This window comes from Pantoea sp. (genome assembly GCF_028283705.1).
Taxonomy (GTDB): Bacteria; Pseudomonadota; Gammaproteobacteria; order Enterobacterales; family Enterobacteriaceae; genus Pantoea.
This window is the reverse complement of the sequence record NZ_JAPWKD010000002.1, coordinates 198,950-214,384: the sequence shown is the minus strand read 5'-3', so window position 1 is coordinate 214,384 and position 15,435 is coordinate 198,950. Positions and strand designations below refer to the sequence as shown.

Below are 15,435 nucleotides of genomic sequence, written 5' to 3'. Positions count from 1 at the left end.
AATATTGTTAACGGTGAAGTTGAGGATGGTTATGTCGCAGCGTACTAATCGCTGGCCAGCATCGGTGCTGAGTGTGATGCTATATACGCTGATGTTTATTTTTGCTCATCACTTCTGGGCCTCATCAGGCGCGCAGGCTGTGGGCGGTCAACCGGAGTTGTTGCTGTTTTTACTGCCGGGGATCGTCGTAGCGTTGCTGCGCCCGGAGAGCCCGTTAAAAAGCACGCTGTGGGTCGCCGTGGCGGGCACTGTGCTGGGGACGTTGTGGGTAGTGCTGGCACTGAACCTGAGCCATAGCGGCTGGCTGATTATCTGGGGTTTGAGTGCGCTGTTCTGGGCGGGTTGCGGCGCCTTACTGGTGCGTCTGCTGCGCATCATGCTGGCAATGCGATCGTGAAATGAAAAATGGGCCAGAGCGGCCCATGTTTTATACGGCGAAATCCAGATTCTCTTTGGTCCAGGCGGCAAAATCGGTGTAACCGCCGATATGCTGCTGGTCGAGGAAAATCTGCGGTACGGTAGTAACCGGTTTACCCGCGCGGGCTTCCAGATCGGCTTTGGTAATGCCTTCCACCTGAATATCAACGTATTGATAATTAAAATCGTCACGCTCGGTGGTCAGTTTGGCGGCCAGTTCCTGGGCGCGCACGCAGTAAGGGCAGCCGGGACGACCAAAAATCACTGCAAACATTGCTTCTCTCCTTTCCGCTGCTGTTTTGTGATGAATGTCACATCACAGCGTGAATAATGCCACACATGATGCCCGGGCATGCCCGCTAAATAAAGAAGGAATTACCTGTTGCTTCGATGTGCGCAGGCTTAAAGCAGCGTTGCCGGTCCACGGAAGGTGCGACGCCATTCGCTGGGACTGACGTTAAAACGTGCCTTAAAACTCTGCCGGAATGAGATAGGGGATTGATAACCCGTCAACGTTGCCACTGCTTCGATACTGTGGTCGGTGGTTTCCAGCAGCTCCTGACTGCGTTGCAGTCGCTCGGCGCTCAGCCATTCCCCTGGCGTCATGCCGGTGGCGCGGGAGAAATGACGGGTGAGGGTGCGTCGGCTCATGTTAACCATGCCAGCCAGCGAAGCCAGATCGTGGCGTTTATCCAGATTGCGCCGCAGATAATCGATCAGGTCGTTAATCTGGCTGTCACGCGTGGTGTCGGGCACTGCGCGCTCAATAAACTGCGCCTGGCCGCCTTCGCGGTAGGGCGGCATCACCATCCTTCTGGCGACCCGGTTCGCCAGTGCGGAACCGTAATGCTCGCGAACGATGTTCAGGCAGCAATCAATACCGGCCGCCGTCCCCGCGGATGTAATCAAACGTTCGTCACTGGTATACAGGGCGTTACTGTCGAGATGAATCTGCGGAAAACGTGCGGCAAAATCCTTTTCAAACTCCCAGTGCGTTGCGGCGCGGCGACGATTCAGCAATCCGCTATACGCCAGCACATAGGCCCCGAGACATAATCCCACCACTTCCGCACCGCGTTGCCAGGCTTGGGTCAACGCGTCTGATAATGCGGCTGATGGCTGTTGTGAGGGATGTTGCCAGAACGGGACAATCACGATATCGGCTCCGGTCAGGCACTCCAGACCGTGCTCCACGCTGATGGAAAGTCCGCTGTCAGAGGCAATCATCCCCGGCTGCTCAGCGGCAATCGTCACCCGGAAAAATCCATCCTGCGGCATCGCTTTGCCGAATACCATTAATGGCACCGAAAAGTGGAAGGGGCTGAAACCTTCGGTAGCAATTACCACAACCTGTAAAGCGGACATCGTTTCTTACCCTGGTCAAAAGCGCAGCGTTTCACCATCTTCCGGCACCCACAGCTGTTGTTCAAGAGCGTTCTCAGCGGCGAAAGCGCGCAGCTCTGCACGGCTCAGCAGACAGTGGTTAATGGCTTCCATATGCGAGGCGACGATGGCAGCCGAAGGGAGTAGTTGATGCGTCCGCAGCGCATCCTCTTTGCCCATAATAATGGCACCGAGTCCGTCAATATTGGCGTAACCCATATTCAGCACAATCACCTCGGGCGTATAGGTTTTCAGGCTATCTTCGTAAGGTTTAACCCAGATGGTATCGCCAGCAATATAGAGCGTTTTTTCCTGTGCGTGGCTGAACACCAGGCCACAGGCGTCCCCCAGCCGCTCGGCCACTTGCGGAATGGCGTAAGCCTCATCACTGCCGTGCTGGCCCTCCGTTTTGCTGACGGTGATGCCACCCATGCTATTTTTCTCTGCCAGTACGTGAACCTGGGTGAAGCCCTGTGAACGCAGCAACGCGGCGTCCCGATCATGCTGGGTATAGATCACCTGGTCTTTGCGGATCAGGCGCTGGGCTGCTTCATCCCAATGATCCTCATGAGTATGGGTAACGATGATGACATCCACATCCAGCAGTGCGTCGATGGCAACCGGCAGCGGCACCAGCGGATTACGCAGATGCGAGCGCGGCGTACCGGCAAAGCCTGGCCAGGCATGCTGCTCCGATAGCATCGGGTCGATCAGAAAACGGGTGCCGGCAAAATCCAGCCTCAGGGTCGCGTTACGAATTTGCGTCAGATTCATTTTTTAACTCCTCCGGTAATATTGTTGAGCCAGTATAAGAAGCTGCCGAGATCGGGGGTGAGTGGCACCGGGGCCATCATTCGATGGAAAAAGGTCAGGAAATCGGATCACAGCTAGGCAAGTGCGACAGGGTTCGCTATAACAGACGGCTTAACGGATTGAACAGGGGGGAACGCCATCGCATGAATAACCTGGCCAGATTACCGAAACCGGTATTACTGCTGGAGGCAGTGGGCGTTATTGCTGTGATTGGCGCGTTGTTGCTGATTAATGGCTGGATCGACGCACCTGCGGCGATTAGCGCCAAACGGCTGGCGACGGTGCTGTTTTTTACCGGCATTGTGATGATGTTGCCTGCTGCCTGGCTGATGATGTGGCGAACGGCCAAAGCGATGGCCCCACAGTTGTTCAATCAACACGACAAAAAGAAGTAACCGGAGAGGATTATGACGCCGACCATTGATTTACTTTGCAGCCACCGTTCCATTCGCGCATTTACCGAACAGGGCATTGATGAGGCGCAGCGCAACGCCATTATTGCTGCGGCTCAGGCGGCATCCACCTCCAGCTTTTTGCAATGCTCCTCTATTATTCGTATCACCGACCGGGAAAAACGTGAGCAACTGGTTAAACTGACTGGCGGCCAACCGTGGGTCGGAGAGGCGGCTGAGTTCTGGGTGTTCTGCGCGGACTTTAATCGCCATCTGCAAATCTGCCCGGATGCGCAACTTGGGCGCGCGGAGCAACTATTGCTGGGCTGCGTGGATACGGCATTAATGGCGCAGAATGCCATGATCGCGGCGGAGTCACTCGGTCTCGGTGGGGTATTTATTGGCGGTATTCGTAACAATATCGCCGACGTTACCACGCTGCTTGGCCTGCCGAAATTTGTGCTGCCCCTGTTTGGCTTCTGTATCGGACATCCTGCGGCGCAGCCGGATGTGAAACCGCGTATTCCACAGGCGATGCTGGTGCATGAGAACCGTTATCAGCCGGTCGATGCTGCGGTGCTGGCGGAATATGACAGCCGCACCAGCATCTATTATCAGCAACGTGATACCAATCAGCGCGCGGAAACCTGGAGCGAACTGATTCAACGCCTGATCATTAAAGAAACGCGCCCGTTTATGCTGGACTACCTGCATCAGCAGGGCTGGGCAACCCGTTAAGCACAAGGAACTCTGCGATGAAAATGGCCATTCTCTCCCGTGATGGGCAGCTCTACTCGTGTAAACGCCTGCGTGAAGCAGCGGAAGCGCGTGGCCATCAGGTGCAGATTATTGATCCGCTCTCCTGTTATATGAACATCAACCCGGCATCTCCGGCGATACATTATCGTGGTGAACCGCTGGGGCACTTTGATGCGGTGATCCCGCGTATTGGATCCGCCATTACGTTTTACGGTACCGCGGTGCTGCGCCAGTTCGAACTGTGTGGCAGCTATCCGCTGAATGAATCGGTGGCGATCACCCGCGCGCGCGACAAACTGCGTTCCCTGCAACTGCTGGCGCGGGAAGGGATCGATATGCCGGTCACTGGCTTTGCTTCATCCCCGGATGACACCGATGACCTGATTGCCATGGTGGGCGGAGCGCCGCTGGTGGTGAAACTGGTTGAAGGCACGCAGGGCATTGGTGTGGTGCTGGCGGAAACGCGTCAGGCGGCAGAGAGTGTGATCGACGCGTTTCGCGGTCTCAATGCACATATTCTGGTGCAGGAGTTTATCAAGGAAGCGCAGGGACGCGATGTTCGTTGCCTGGTGATTGGCGGTGAGGTCGTGGCGGCGATTGAGCGCCATGCGAAGGAGGGGGATTTTCGTTCCAACCTGCATCGCGGCGGCAAGGCGCACCCGGTAACCATCACCGATCAGGAGCGCGAAATCGCGGTGAAAGCGGCCAGTACGCTCGGGCTGGAGGTTGCGGGGGTCGATATCCTGCGTGCCGGACGCGGACCACTGGTGATGGAGGTCAATGCTTCCCCTGGCCTTGAAGGCATCGAGTGCACCACCGGGTTGAATATCGCCTCCATGATGATTGACTGGATAGAACAGCACGCACTGCCTGGCTTTAAGCTTAAAACTGGCGGCTGAGGCGCGCTTTTCAGCGTTTTTCATGGCATCGCTTGCATTTTTTCCGTAAGCTAAGGCGCTTATTTCTTCACCCCACGGGACATGACGATGGATTCACTGGTCGTTCCTGACATCGACGTGCTGCGTCGCTGGCTGGATCAACAAAATATCACCTGGTTCGAATGCGATGCCTGCCAGGCTTTGCATCTGCCGCATATGCAGAATTTTGACGGGGTGTTTGATGCAAAAATCGACCTTGTGGATGGCGTGATCCTGTTTTCCGCGCTGGCTGAAGTCAAGCCGACGGCTTTGATTCCGCTGGTGGGGGACTTATCGCAAATCAACGCCAGTTCCCTGACAGTAAAGGCCTTTATCGACATTCAGGATGACAATCTGCCGAAGCTGATTGTGTGTCAGTCCCTCAGTACCAGCGCAGGGTTAACCTTTGGTCAGTTCTCGTATTTTATGAAGCAAAGCGAGGAACAGGTTTCCATGGTGATTATGGAAGCGTTCGCCAATAATTTGCTGATGATGGGCGAGGAAGAGGACCGGCAACCCAGCTCGGTTGGCCGCGCCATGCTGCACTGATTTTTCCGCTTTCTTAACTGCCGCTTTTTGCGGCAGTTTTCATTTTGTCCCCACCACTTTTTATTCTGCATTTTGCCCTTTATTGCCAGATATTTCTCGTGCTTTATGCCGTCTTTGCCGAACCCCATAGCAGAAACATGCAATACTTATCGCTAAAAGGCGTTTTTTACGCTGGGATCTGGTGCAGGTGAAGCGGGGCGGCTATTCTTGCGGGGCTGCTTGAGACGTGCAACCTCAGCGCAGGTATAGGTTTTTACTATTAAACTCCCGCTGAATATTGATTCATTGTGTGTCTGTGTATTAACAGAAAACACAACGACCGGATCGCGTGTATGCAGCGTTGTGATGACCCGCTCAGGAGGAAGGAAAACATGTTCAACCAACGTAAAAAATGGTTGTCAGGTGTGGTTGCTGGTGTGCTGATGACAGCTTCAGCTGGTACGCTGGCCGCAGATAAAACGCTGCACGTTTATAACTGGTCTGATTATATCTCGGCGGATACGGTCCCGAATTTCGAGAAAGAGACGGGTATTAAAGTCGTTTACGACGTGTTTGATTCCAACGAAGTGCTGGAAGGCAAACTGATGGCAGGCAGCACCGGTTATGACGTGGTGGTGCCATCTTCCAGCTTCCTCGCGCGTCAGCTGCAATCCGGCGTGTTCCAGGAACTGGATAAGAGCAAGCTGCCAAACTACAAAAACCTCGATCCGGCGCTGATGGCCAAAGTGGCACAGCACGATCCAGGCAACAAGTTCGCCATCCCTTATCTGTGGGGTACCACTGGCATCGGCTATAACGTCGATAAAGTGAAAGCGATCCTCGGCAAAGATGCGCCAGTGGATAGCTGGGATCTGGTGCTGAAACCAGAAAACCTGGAAAAACTGAAAAGCTGTGGTGTTTCCTTCCTCGATGCGCCGGAAGAGATTTTTGCCACCGTGCTGAACTATCTAGGCAAAGATCCGAACAGCTCTGATCCGAAAGACTATTCCGGCGCTGCCACCGATCTGCTGCTGAAATTGCGTCCGAGCATTCGATATTTCCACTCTTCGCAGTACATCAATGACCTCGCTAACGGCAACATCTGTGTGGCGATCGGCTGGTCTGGTGACATCCTGCAAGCGAAAGATCGTGCGGCACAGGCGAAAAACGGCGTGAACCTGGCGTACAGCGTACCGAAGCAGGGCGCTCTGGCGTTCTTCGACATGATGGCGATTCCGAAAGATGCTAAAAATCTCGACGAAGCCTATCAGTGGCTGAACTACATCATGGATCCGAAAGTGATCGCCGACATCTCTAACAAGATGAACTATGCCAACGGCAACAAGGCGTCACTGCCGCTGATCAATGCGGATGTACGTAACAACCCGGGCATCTTCCCGCCTGCGGATATTATGTCCAAGCTGTTTGTACTGAAAGTCCAGGATCCGAAGCTGGATCGTGTACGCACCCGTGCGTGGACTAAAGTTAAAAGTGGTAAGTAATTCGTTCTGAACGGATTCACTTGTATTAGGACGACAACAGAGGCGCGGTGATGGCCTCTGTTGTGCCATTTTTAGCGGCTGAGGTTAAGGCCGTTAAGCGTTGGAGATATGTTAGTGAGCGACGCGATTCCCCGCCCCCAAAATAAAAATGCAAAGGCGTTAACGCCTTTGCTGGAAATCCGCAATCTGACCAAGTCCTTTGACGGCCAGCACGCCGTGGATGATGTCAGTCTGACCATTTACAAAGGTGAGATTTTTGCTCTGCTGGGCCCTTCGGGCTGCGGCAAATCGACGCTGCTGCGTATGCTGGCGGGCTTCGAGGTGCCGAGTAGCGGTCAAATTGTGCTGGATGGGCAGGATCTCTCCCATGTGCCGCCGTATCAGCGGCCAATCAATATGATGTTCCAGTCTTATGCCCTGTTCCCGCACATGACGGTGGAGCAGAACATCGCGTTTGGCCTGAAGCAGGACAAACTGCCAAAAGACGAAATCACCAGCCGCGTAGCGGAAATGCTGGCCCTGGTGCATATGCAGGAATTTGCCAAACGTAAGCCGCATCAGCTTTCTGGCGGCCAGCGTCAGCGTGTGGCGCTGGCACGTAGCCTGGCAAAACGTCCGAAGCTGCTGCTGCTGGATGAACCGATGGGGGCGCTGGATAAAAAGCTGCGCGACCGTATGCAACTGGAGGTGGTGGATATCCTTGAACGCGTCGGTGTGACCTGCGTGATGGTGACCCACGACCAGGAAGAAGCGATGACCATGGCGGGCCGTATCGCGATTATGAATCGCGGAAAATTCGCGCAGATTGGCGAGCCGGAGGAGATCTACGAGCATCCGACCAATCGCTTCAGCGCGGAGTTTATCGGTTCGGTGAATGTGTTTGAGGGGCTGCTGCGTGAGCGGCGTGAAGACGGTCTGGTACTTGACTGCCCTGGCCTGGTCCATCCGCTGAAAGTGCAGACCGATGTCTCCATCGTCGATAACGTCCCGGTCCACGTTGCGCTGCGTCCGGAAAAAGTGATGCTGTGTGAAGACGTGCCTGCCGACGGCTGCAACTTTGCCGTGGGCGAAGTGGTGCATATCGCTTATCTCGGTGATTTGTCGATTTATCACGTGCGTCTGAAGAGTGGCCAGATGATCAGTGCGCAGTTGCAAAATGCCCATCGCTACCGCAAAGGTGCGCCAACCTGGGGCGACGAAGTGCGTTTGTGCTGGGATGCTGACAGCTGTGTGGTTCTGACGGTTTAAGGAGGCGGAATGAGCCAGATTTCTCAACCCGGCACCCCGGAAGCCGAACAGCCGGGCACGCCGCTGCAACGCTGGGCCACGCGCATCAAGATGCAGCATGGTCGCAAGCTGGTGATCGCACTGCCTTATGTGTGGCTGGTGCTGTTCTTTTTGCTGCCGTTCCTGATTGTGCTGAAAATTAGTTTCGCCGATATTGCGCGTGCGATCCCGCCATACACTGATTTGATCACCTGGGCTGACGATCAGCTCAATCTGGTGCTCAATCTGGGGAATTATCTGCAACTGACGGACGATCCGTTATATGCCGATGCGTATCTGCAATCGCTGAAAGTGGCGGCCATTTCCACCATCATCTGTCTGATGATTGGCTATCCGCTCGCCTGGGCGGTGGCACACAGTAAGCCGTCGATGCGTTCCATTTTGCTGCTGCTGGTGATCCTGCCGTCATGGACTTCGTTCCTGGTACGCGTGTATGCCTGGATGGGGCTGCTGAACAATAACGGCATCCTGAACCGTTTCCTGATGTGGCTGGGGGTCATCGATCATCCCCTGGTGATCCTCTACACCAACACTGCGGTGTATATCGGTATTGTTTACTGTTATCTGCCATTTATGGTGCTGCCAATCTATACCGCGCTGACGCGTATCGACTACTCGCTGGTTGAAGCCTCGCTTGATCTCGGCGCGCGTCCGCTGAAGACCTTCTTCAGCGTCATTGTGCCGCTGACCAAAGGCGGGATTATTGCCGGTTCGATGCTGGTGTTTATCCCGGCAGTAGGGGAGTACGTGATCCCGGAACTGCTGGGTGGCCCGGATAGCATCATGATTGGTCGTATTCTGTGGCAGGAATTCTTTAACAACCGCGATTGGCCGGTGGCTTCAGCGCTGGCGGTGATCATTCTGTTGATCCTGATCCTGCCGATTGTCTGGTTCCACAAACATCAAAACCGTGAGCTGGGAGAGAAGGAATGAATCAGTTACCTGCAATCCGCTCTCCGTGGCGCACCGCGATCCTGGTGCTGGGTTTTATGTTCCTGTATGCGCCGATGTTACTGCTGGTGGCCTACTCGTTTAACAGCTCACAGCTGGTAACGGTGTGGGAAGGCTTCTCGTTCCACTGGTATCACGTGTTGTTCCAGGATGACGCGATGATCGATGCGGTGGTGCTTAGTCTGACCATCGCGGCGTTGTCTGCGACCATGGCGGTGGTGCTGGGTACCATTGCGGCGGTGATTATCGTGCGTTTTGGTCGCTTCCGGGGCCATAACGGTTTTGCGTTTATGCTCACCGCCCCGCTGGTCATGCCCGATGTGATCACCGGTTTGTCGCTGCTGCTGCTGTTTGTGGCAATGGGGAATACCCTCGGCTGGCCGAGCGATCGTGGCATGCTGACCATTTGGCTGGCGCACGTGACCTTCTGTACTGCTTATGTGGCGGTGGTGATCAACTCACGTCTGCGTGAACTGGATCGCTCCATCGAAGAAGCGGCGATGGACCTCGGGGCTACGCCACTCAAGGTGTTTTTTGTCATCACCGTGCCGATGATCGCACCCGCGATTATTACCGGCTGGCTGCTGGCGTTTACCCTGTCGCTGGATGACCTGGTGATTGCCAGCTTTGTCACCGGCCCAGGGGCAACGACGCTGCCGATGGCAATTTTTGCCACCGTGCGTCGTGGGGTGAACCCGGAGATCAACGCCCTGGCGTCGCTGATTTTGTTTGTGGTCGGGCTGGTGGGCTTTATTGCCTGGCGCTTTATGGCACACGAAGAAAAACAACGTTTGCGTGATATTCAGAAAGCAAGACGTGGCTGAAATCCATAACATTTGCCAATATAAGAAAAGCTGGCGATGCCAGCTTTTCTTTTGGAGTCTGGTCGATGTCGGAAACCCTGAAGCATGTCCCCGTTATAACCCCAGCGCCGGTCACGGTGGCAGGGATCGCCATTATCGCCACCCGCTGCATCAGCGTGCTGATGCTCGCCAATGAGCTGGGTTATGACGAGCTGGTCAACTTTGTGCACCGCAGTGCCCAGGCCTGGGATTCCACCCTCATCTTCGTCGCCAGCCAACTGATTTTCTTATTTGAGCTGCGTTGCGCCTTTACCCTGATGCGTGGCAGTAACCGGGGCCGTTGGGGCTATGTCGCCACCCAGGTTGTGGTGCTGGGCTATATGCTGCTGGCGTCGATGGGGTGGATATACCCGGAAATCTTCAGCATCCACGGTGAGAGCAATGCTCAGATCATCCATCATACGCTGCTTCAGAAACTGCCGGATGCGATGGTGCTGCTGCTGTTGTTTGTCCCGGCCAGCAGCCGCGCTTTTTTCCGTCGCCGGTGATACAATCAGCCCCCGTTTTTTCTCCCGATTCTGAATACAGGCTCCACAATGCATTGCGCGCTTTATGATGCCGGTCGCTGCCGTTCCTGCCAGTGGCTGGAAAAACCCTACCCACAACAGCTGAACGAGAAACAATCGCTGCTGGAACAACTGCTGGCGCAACAGGCGGTGAGCGAGTGGTGTCCGCCGGTGACCTCGCCCGAGCAGGGGTTTCGTAATAAAGCCAAAATGGTAGTCAGTGGCAGCGTGGAGCGTCCGGTATTAGGTATGCTGTCGCGCGAGGGCGATGCTGTCGACCTCTGTGCCTGCCCGCTGTATCCCGCCAGCTTTGCCCCGGTGTTTGCGGTGCTGAAACCCTTTATCGCCCGTGCCGGTTTAACGCCGTACAACGTGGCGCGCAAGCGTGGTGAACTGAAGTTTCTGCTGCTTACCGAAAGCACCCAGGGCGGCATGATGCTGCGTTTTGTACTGCGTTCCAGCGCCAAGCTGGAACAGTTGCGCGCGGCGCTGCCGTGGCTGCAACAGCAGCTGCCGCAGCTGACGGTGATTTCTGCCAATATCCAGCCGGTGCATATGGCGATTCTGGAAGGTGATGAAGAAATTGCGCTGACGCCCGACCAGGCATTAGCGGAAAGCTTCAACAACGTGCCGTTGTATATCCGTCCGCAAAGTTTTTTCCAGACAAACCCTCAGGTGGCTGCCGCGCTGTACGCCACGGCGCGCGACTGGGTGGCGCAGCTGGATGTGCACAGCATGTGGGATCTGTTTTGTGGTGTCGGTGGGTTTGGCCTGCACTGCGCCACCCCGGAGATGCAGCTCACCGGTATTGAAATCAGCGCCGAAGCCATTGCCTGTGCGCGTCAGTCGGCACAGCAGCTGGGGTTGGATAAGGTCAGTTTTGCCGCGCTGGATTCCACGCAGTTCGCTACTGGGCGCGATCAGGTGCCGCAGCTGGTGCTGGTGAATCCGCCACGTCGTGGGATTGGTGCGGAGTTATGTGATTATCTGAGCCAGATGGCACCGGATTACATCCTCTACTCCAGCTGTAATCCGCAGAGTATGGCGCAGGATATTGCGCGTCTCAGCGACTACGATGTCAGCCGGGTGCAGTTGTTCGATATGTTCCCGCATACCGCCCATTTTGAAGTACTGACGCTACTGACTAAACGCGGGCAGGGTGGGGCGGCGCAGCGTTCATCCTGAACTGAGGACAGTGCAGAACCTGTCAGGCTTCGCACTGCGCCGACCCATTATTTTATTCCGGGAACCACTTCTGATTGATTTGCTGGTACGTGCCATTGGCTTTGATCGCCACCAGCGCGCTGTTCAGCTGATCACGTAATTCGGTGTTGCCTTTACGTACCGCAATCCCCAACCCGGTGCCAAAATAGCGGGCGTCGGTGACATGCGCGCCGACCGGTGCCAGATCGGCATTGGTCTTCAGCCATTGGTTGACCACTGCGGTATCACCAAACACGCCATCCAGGCGACCGTTTTTCAGGTCGAGAATCGCGTTCTGATAGCTGTCATAGGCCACCGCGACCACTTCCGGATGCTGTTCCAGCAGGTACTTCTGGTGCGTGGTGCCGTTTTCCATGCCAATGCGTTTGCCCTTCAGCTGGGCAAAATCACTGAACTGGCCTTTGCGGGCGATCACCACTGCCGAATTGGCGTAATAAGCCTGGGTGAAATCCACCTGCTTGCTGCGATCGTCGGTGATATCCATACCCGAGATGATGGCGTCATAGCGGCGGAATTTCAGCGATGGGATCAGGCTGTCAAACGCGTTGTTGGTGAAGGTACATTCGGCTTTCAGCTGCTGGCATAACGCTTTCGCCAGGTCGATATCAAAACCGACGATTTGATTTTCACGATCCAGAGATTCAAACGGAGGGTAAGTCGCAGAGGAAGCGAAGCGGATTTTTTCCGCTGCCGAGGCATTCATTGCCAGAGTTGCCAGTGCCGCAGCAACGATCCATTTTTTCATTTTGAGACTCCTGTAAATCACTAACGCTCTGAGGACGAACGCGTGACAAGATGCCATCGAATGAATCTTTATGCAACATTATTGGATAAATAATTAAAAAAGGCGGGATGACCCGCCTGGATATTAATTTCTGCGTTCAAATGCCAGCGCGCGGCGTTCAATCAGACGCATCATCAGCGTCAGCAGGCCGTTGACGCACAGGTAAACCAGCCCGGCAGCGGCAAACACCGTGACATCATAAGTACGGCCATACAGCAGCTGACCGTGGCCCATCACTTCCATCAGGGTGATGGTGTAGGCCAGCGAGGTACTTTTGAACACCAGCACCACCTCATTGGAGTACGAGGAAAGCGCGCGTTTAAATGCATAAGGCAGCAGAATGCGCAGCGTATCTTTGCGATTCATCCCCAGCGCCGCGCAGGACTGCCACTGGCCGGAGGGAATGGCTCGCACCGCGCCAAAGAACAGCTGGGTGGTATACGCCGCGCTGTTGAGCGACAGTGCCAGCATGGCGCACAGCCAGGGCTGAGACAGCAGATGCCATAACCACGGCACGTGCTGGATGCTGGGAAACTGCCCGGGTCCATAGTAGATCAAAAAGATCTGCACCAGCAGCGGCGTACCGGTAAATATCGTGATGTACACTTTCACGATGGTGTTCAGCACCGGGACTTTCAGTGCCAGCAACACGGTGAACAGCAGCGACAGCACCAGCGCGGCAATCAGCGAGGCGATGGTGAGCGTCAGGCTGGTGTGCAGCCCTTTCAGCAGCTCAGGTAAATATTGCAGCATATCAGGCCCCCCGCTCGAAACGCGTGGTGCGCAATTCAATACGACGCAGCACCGCCTGACTGAACAGCGTGATAATCAGATAGATGGCGGCTGCCGCCAGATACCAGGTAAACGGCTCCTGGGTCCGGGTCGCGATACTTTTGGTTTGCAGCATCAGATCGTTAACGCTAATCAACGACACCAGCGCGGTATCTTTCAGCAGCACCAGCCACTGGTTACCCAGACCTGGCAAGGCGTGACGCCACATTTGCGGCATGATCAGACGGAAGAAAATCGCCGATTTTTTCATCCCAAGCGCCTGGCCGGATTCCCACTGTCCAACGGGCACCGCTTTCAGCGCGCCGCGCAGAGTTTGTGATGCATAAGCGGAATAGAGCATCGCCAGCGCAATCACCCCGCACAAAAACGGGCTGACATCGAAATTCTCAATCTGTACCTGCACCGGGATGCTGAACAGGCCGAGATTGATATGGAAGCCATCCGATAGCGTCAGCAACAGTTGCGATGCGCCAAAATAGATAAACAGCACCACGAGGATTTCCGGCAGGCCACGGATCAGCGTGACCAGCGCGGTGCCGACCCAGGCGAGCGGTTGCCAGCGCACCGATTCCCAGCCAGCAAAAATCATCGCCAGCGCAAGGCCGGCGATCAGGGCACAAACGGCAAGGCCGACGGTCATACCGGCGGCGCTTGCGAGCGGAATTATTTCATTCATCAGGAATTACTGCTGAAACCATTTGTTGTAGATGGTTTTGTAGGTGCCGTCGGCTTTCACTTTATCCAGTGCAGTGTTGAATTTTTCCTGCAGCTCGGTGTTGCCCATGCGCACCGCAATACCCAGACCGGTGCCGAAGTAGGCTTTGTCGGTCACTTTGTCACCCAGCGCGGCCAGGTTCGGGTTCTGCTTCAGCCATTCGTTTACCACAGCGGTGTCACCAAACACCGCATCGATACGGCCATTTTTCAGGTCGAGGATGGCGTTTTGATAGCTATCGTACGGCACCACGGTGATGTCGCTATGTTTGTCAGACAGGTATTTCTGGTGGGTCGTCCCGTTCTGCACGCCAACACGTTTGCCTTTCAGCGCTGCCACATCCGCCAGTTTGCCTTTCTGCGCGATGAAAATCGCGGAGTTGTCGTAGTAAGGCTTAGTGAACAGGACCTGTTTTTCACGTTCCGGTGTGATGTCCATGCCGGCCATCACCGCATCAAAACGACGGAATTTCAGGCTCGGGATCAGGCTGTCAAAGGCCTGATTGGTGAAGGTACAGGTTGCATCAATCTCTTTACACAACGCATTTGCCAGGTCGACATCGAAGCCCTGAATTTTGTTGTCCGAATCGACAAACTCAAACGGCGGGTAAGAAGCCTCAGTAGCAAAACGCAGGGTCTGCGCAGCGGAAGCGCTCAGGCTTAAACCGGCAAGCAGTGCAGCAAGTACGACTTTTTTCATTAGAGACATCCTGACTTAGTGCGAAAGATAGTTGGCAAACGCTTCGGTTTGCGGCTGTGTAAAGTGGCTGGCGTCGCCCTGTTCCACAATGTGGCCGTTTTCCATGTACACCACACGGCTGGCGGTTTTACGCGCGACTTCCACTTCATGGGTGACGATCACCTGGGTAATCTGCGTCTGCGCCAGCTCACGAATAATGCTGACGATTTGCGCGGTAATTTCCGGGTCGAGCGCCGCAGTCGGTTCATCAAACAACAACACCTGCGGTTCCATCATCAGGGCGCGGGCAATCGCCACGCGTTGCTGCTGGCCGCCGGAAAGGTGCAGCGGGAAACGGTCGGCATAGGGCGTCAGACGCAGACGATCCAGCAGTTTGTCTGCCCGGGCACGGGCCTGATCTTTGCTTAACCCCAGCACACGGCAGGGCGCTTCCATCAGGTTCTGCAACACCGTCAGGTGCGGCCACAGGTTGTATTGCTGGAACACCATGCCAACGTTCTGCCGCAATTCGCGGATCGCACTGTCTGACGGGGTTTTGCTGAAGTCAAAATGATTACCGGCGATCTGCAAACTGCCGGAACGCGGTTGCTCCAGCAGATTGAGCACGCGCAGGAGTGAACTCTTACCCGCGCCGCTCGGACCGAGCAACACCAGCGTTTCCCCCTGCGGGCAGGCCAGGTTGATATCGAACAGCGCCTGGTGGGCACCGTAAAAACAGTTAATGCCGGTTAGTTGAATACTCATGCGCAATAAATGAATAGCAATTGATGCCGCGAATCTTAACGTCACCAGAATAGTTATGCAATTGAGGTGGGTTAAAATTTATTAAAGAGCAGTTAAACCTCAAAAGCGTAGCACAATATCGCGGCAGGCAAGGCCGATGTGGCCGATGGGATGCAAATT

Annotated in this window: 19 protein-coding genes; 11 read left to right on the top strand and 8 right to left on the bottom strand. The window is 55.2% G+C overall.

Annotation, left to right across the window (positions count from 1 at the left end; genetic code table 11):
* Nucleotides 1–31 precede the first annotated feature (31 nt).
* Nucleotides 32–397 carry an inner membrane protein YbjM gene (gene ybjM, locus PW844_RS02040; protein WP_299446460.1) on the top strand — a complete coding sequence of 122 codons (366 nt, stop codon included), beginning with the start codon at nt 32–34 and terminating at the stop codon, nt 395–397.
* Nucleotides 398–427: 30 nt separating this feature from the next.
* Here ybjM and PW844_RS02035 read toward each other — a convergent pair whose 3' ends face one another.
* The 3 genes from PW844_RS02035 to PW844_RS02025 all read right to left on the bottom strand — a co-directional run bounded on the left by PW844_RS02035 (nt 428) and on the right by PW844_RS02025 (nt 2,574).
* On the bottom strand, nt 428–691 hold the full coding sequence (locus PW844_RS02035; protein WP_013508468.1) for a GrxA family glutaredoxin: 264 nt from the start codon (nt 689–691) through the stop codon (nt 428–430).
* A gap of 128 nt (nt 692–819) precedes the next feature.
* Entirely contained in the window at nt 820–1,782 is a 963-nt protein-coding gene (locus PW844_RS02030; RefSeq protein ID WP_299446455.1) for a GlxA family transcriptional regulator, read from the bottom strand.
* Nucleotides 1,783–1,797: 15 nt separating this feature from the next.
* Nucleotides 1,798–2,574 (bottom strand): MBL fold metallo-hydrolase, encoded by a 777-nt coding sequence (locus tag PW844_RS02025; RefSeq protein ID WP_299446452.1) that lies wholly within the window; start codon nt 2,572–2,574, stop codon nt 1,798–1,800.
* A gap of 182 nt (nt 2,575–2,756) precedes the next feature.
* Between PW844_RS02025 and PW844_RS02020 the strand changes: the two genes are divergently transcribed.
* From PW844_RS02020 to rlmC, 10 genes are all read left to right on the top strand, one after another.
* Nucleotides 2,757–3,008, top strand: a complete 252-nt coding sequence (locus PW844_RS02020; RefSeq protein WP_299446449.1) for a DUF1418 family protein — start codon at nt 2,757–2,759, stop codon at nt 3,006–3,008.
* Nucleotides 3,009–3,020: 12 nt separating this feature from the next.
* Nucleotides 3,021–3,743 (top strand): oxygen-insensitive NADPH nitroreductase, encoded by a 723-nt coding sequence (nfsA, locus tag PW844_RS02015; RefSeq protein WP_299446446.1) that lies wholly within the window; start codon nt 3,021–3,023, stop codon nt 3,741–3,743.
* 17 nt (nt 3,744–3,760) lie between these two features.
* The gene (gene rimK, locus PW844_RS02010; protein ID WP_209904568.1) at nt 3,761–4,663 is read left to right on the top strand and encodes a 30S ribosomal protein S6--L-glutamate ligase; all 903 of its coding nucleotides are present in this window, start codon (nt 3,761–3,763) and stop codon (nt 4,661–4,663) included.
* 87 nt (nt 4,664–4,750) lie between these two features.
* Nucleotides 4,751–5,230: a YbjN domain-containing protein gene (locus PW844_RS02005; RefSeq protein WP_084873670.1), complete on the top strand. Its 480-nt coding sequence runs from the start codon at nt 4,751–4,753 to the stop codon at nt 5,228–5,230.
* A gap of 371 nt (nt 5,231–5,601) precedes the next feature.
* Entirely contained in the window at nt 5,602–6,711 is a 1,110-nt protein-coding gene (gene potF, locus PW844_RS02000; RefSeq protein WP_208714480.1) for a spermidine/putrescine ABC transporter substrate-binding protein PotF, read from the top strand.
* A 114-nt stretch (nt 6,712–6,825) separates the two neighbouring features.
* Nucleotides 6,826–7,959 (top strand): putrescine ABC transporter ATP-binding subunit PotG, encoded by a 1,134-nt coding sequence (gene potG / locus PW844_RS01995; RefSeq protein ID WP_299446438.1) that lies wholly within the window; start codon nt 6,826–6,828, stop codon nt 7,957–7,959.
* Between the two features lie 9 nt (nt 7,960–7,968).
* Complete coding sequence (gene potH, locus PW844_RS01990; RefSeq protein ID WP_084873673.1) at nt 7,969–8,931, top strand: putrescine ABC transporter permease PotH; 963 nt, start codon at nt 7,969–7,971, stop codon at nt 8,929–8,931.
* Nucleotides 8,928–9,773, top strand: coding sequence for a putrescine ABC transporter permease PotI (gene potI, locus PW844_RS01985; protein ID WP_084873674.1), 846 nt, complete (start codon nt 8,928–8,930; stop codon nt 9,771–9,773). The genes potH and potI overlap by 4 nt, the downstream gene beginning before the upstream one ends.
* A gap of 65 nt (nt 9,774–9,838) precedes the next feature.
* Nucleotides 9,839–10,300 (top strand): YbjO family protein, encoded by a 462-nt coding sequence (locus PW844_RS01980; RefSeq protein WP_299446431.1) that lies wholly within the window; start codon nt 9,839–9,841, stop codon nt 10,298–10,300.
* Between the two features lie 48 nt (nt 10,301–10,348).
* The gene (rlmC, locus tag PW844_RS01975) at nt 10,349–11,503 is read left to right on the top strand and encodes a 23S rRNA (uracil(747)-C(5))-methyltransferase RlmC (RefSeq protein WP_299446428.1); all 1,155 of its coding nucleotides are present in this window, start codon (nt 10,349–10,351) and stop codon (nt 11,501–11,503) included.
* 52 nt (nt 11,504–11,555) lie between these two features.
* On the opposite strand, the gene artJ (PW844_RS01970) is transcribed toward rlmC, so the two are convergent.
* The 5 genes from artJ (PW844_RS01970) to artP form a co-directional block, all read right to left on the bottom strand.
* A complete protein-coding gene (gene artJ / locus PW844_RS01970) occupies nt 11,556–12,287 on the bottom strand; it encodes an arginine ABC transporter substrate-binding protein (RefSeq protein ID WP_084873677.1) in 732 nt (243 codons plus the stop codon).
* A 123-nt stretch (nt 12,288–12,410) separates the two neighbouring features.
* A complete protein-coding gene (gene artM, locus PW844_RS01965) occupies nt 12,411–13,079 on the bottom strand; it encodes an arginine ABC transporter permease ArtM (protein ID WP_299446424.1) in 669 nt (222 codons plus the stop codon).
* A gap of 1 nt (nt 13,080) precedes the next feature.
* On the bottom strand, nt 13,081–13,794 hold the full coding sequence (gene artQ, locus PW844_RS01960) for an arginine ABC transporter permease ArtQ (protein ID WP_084873679.1): 714 nt from the start codon (nt 13,792–13,794) through the stop codon (nt 13,081–13,083).
* 6 nt (nt 13,795–13,800) lie between these two features.
* The gene (gene artJ / locus PW844_RS01955; protein ID WP_299446419.1) at nt 13,801–14,532 is read right to left on the bottom strand and encodes an arginine ABC transporter substrate-binding protein; all 732 of its coding nucleotides are present in this window, start codon (nt 14,530–14,532) and stop codon (nt 13,801–13,803) included.
* Between the two features lie 15 nt (nt 14,533–14,547).
* Entirely contained in the window at nt 14,548–15,276 is a 729-nt protein-coding gene (gene artP / locus PW844_RS01950) for an arginine ABC transporter ATP-binding protein ArtP (protein WP_084873681.1), read from the bottom strand.
* Between the last annotated feature and the right edge of the window lie 159 nt (nt 15,277–15,435).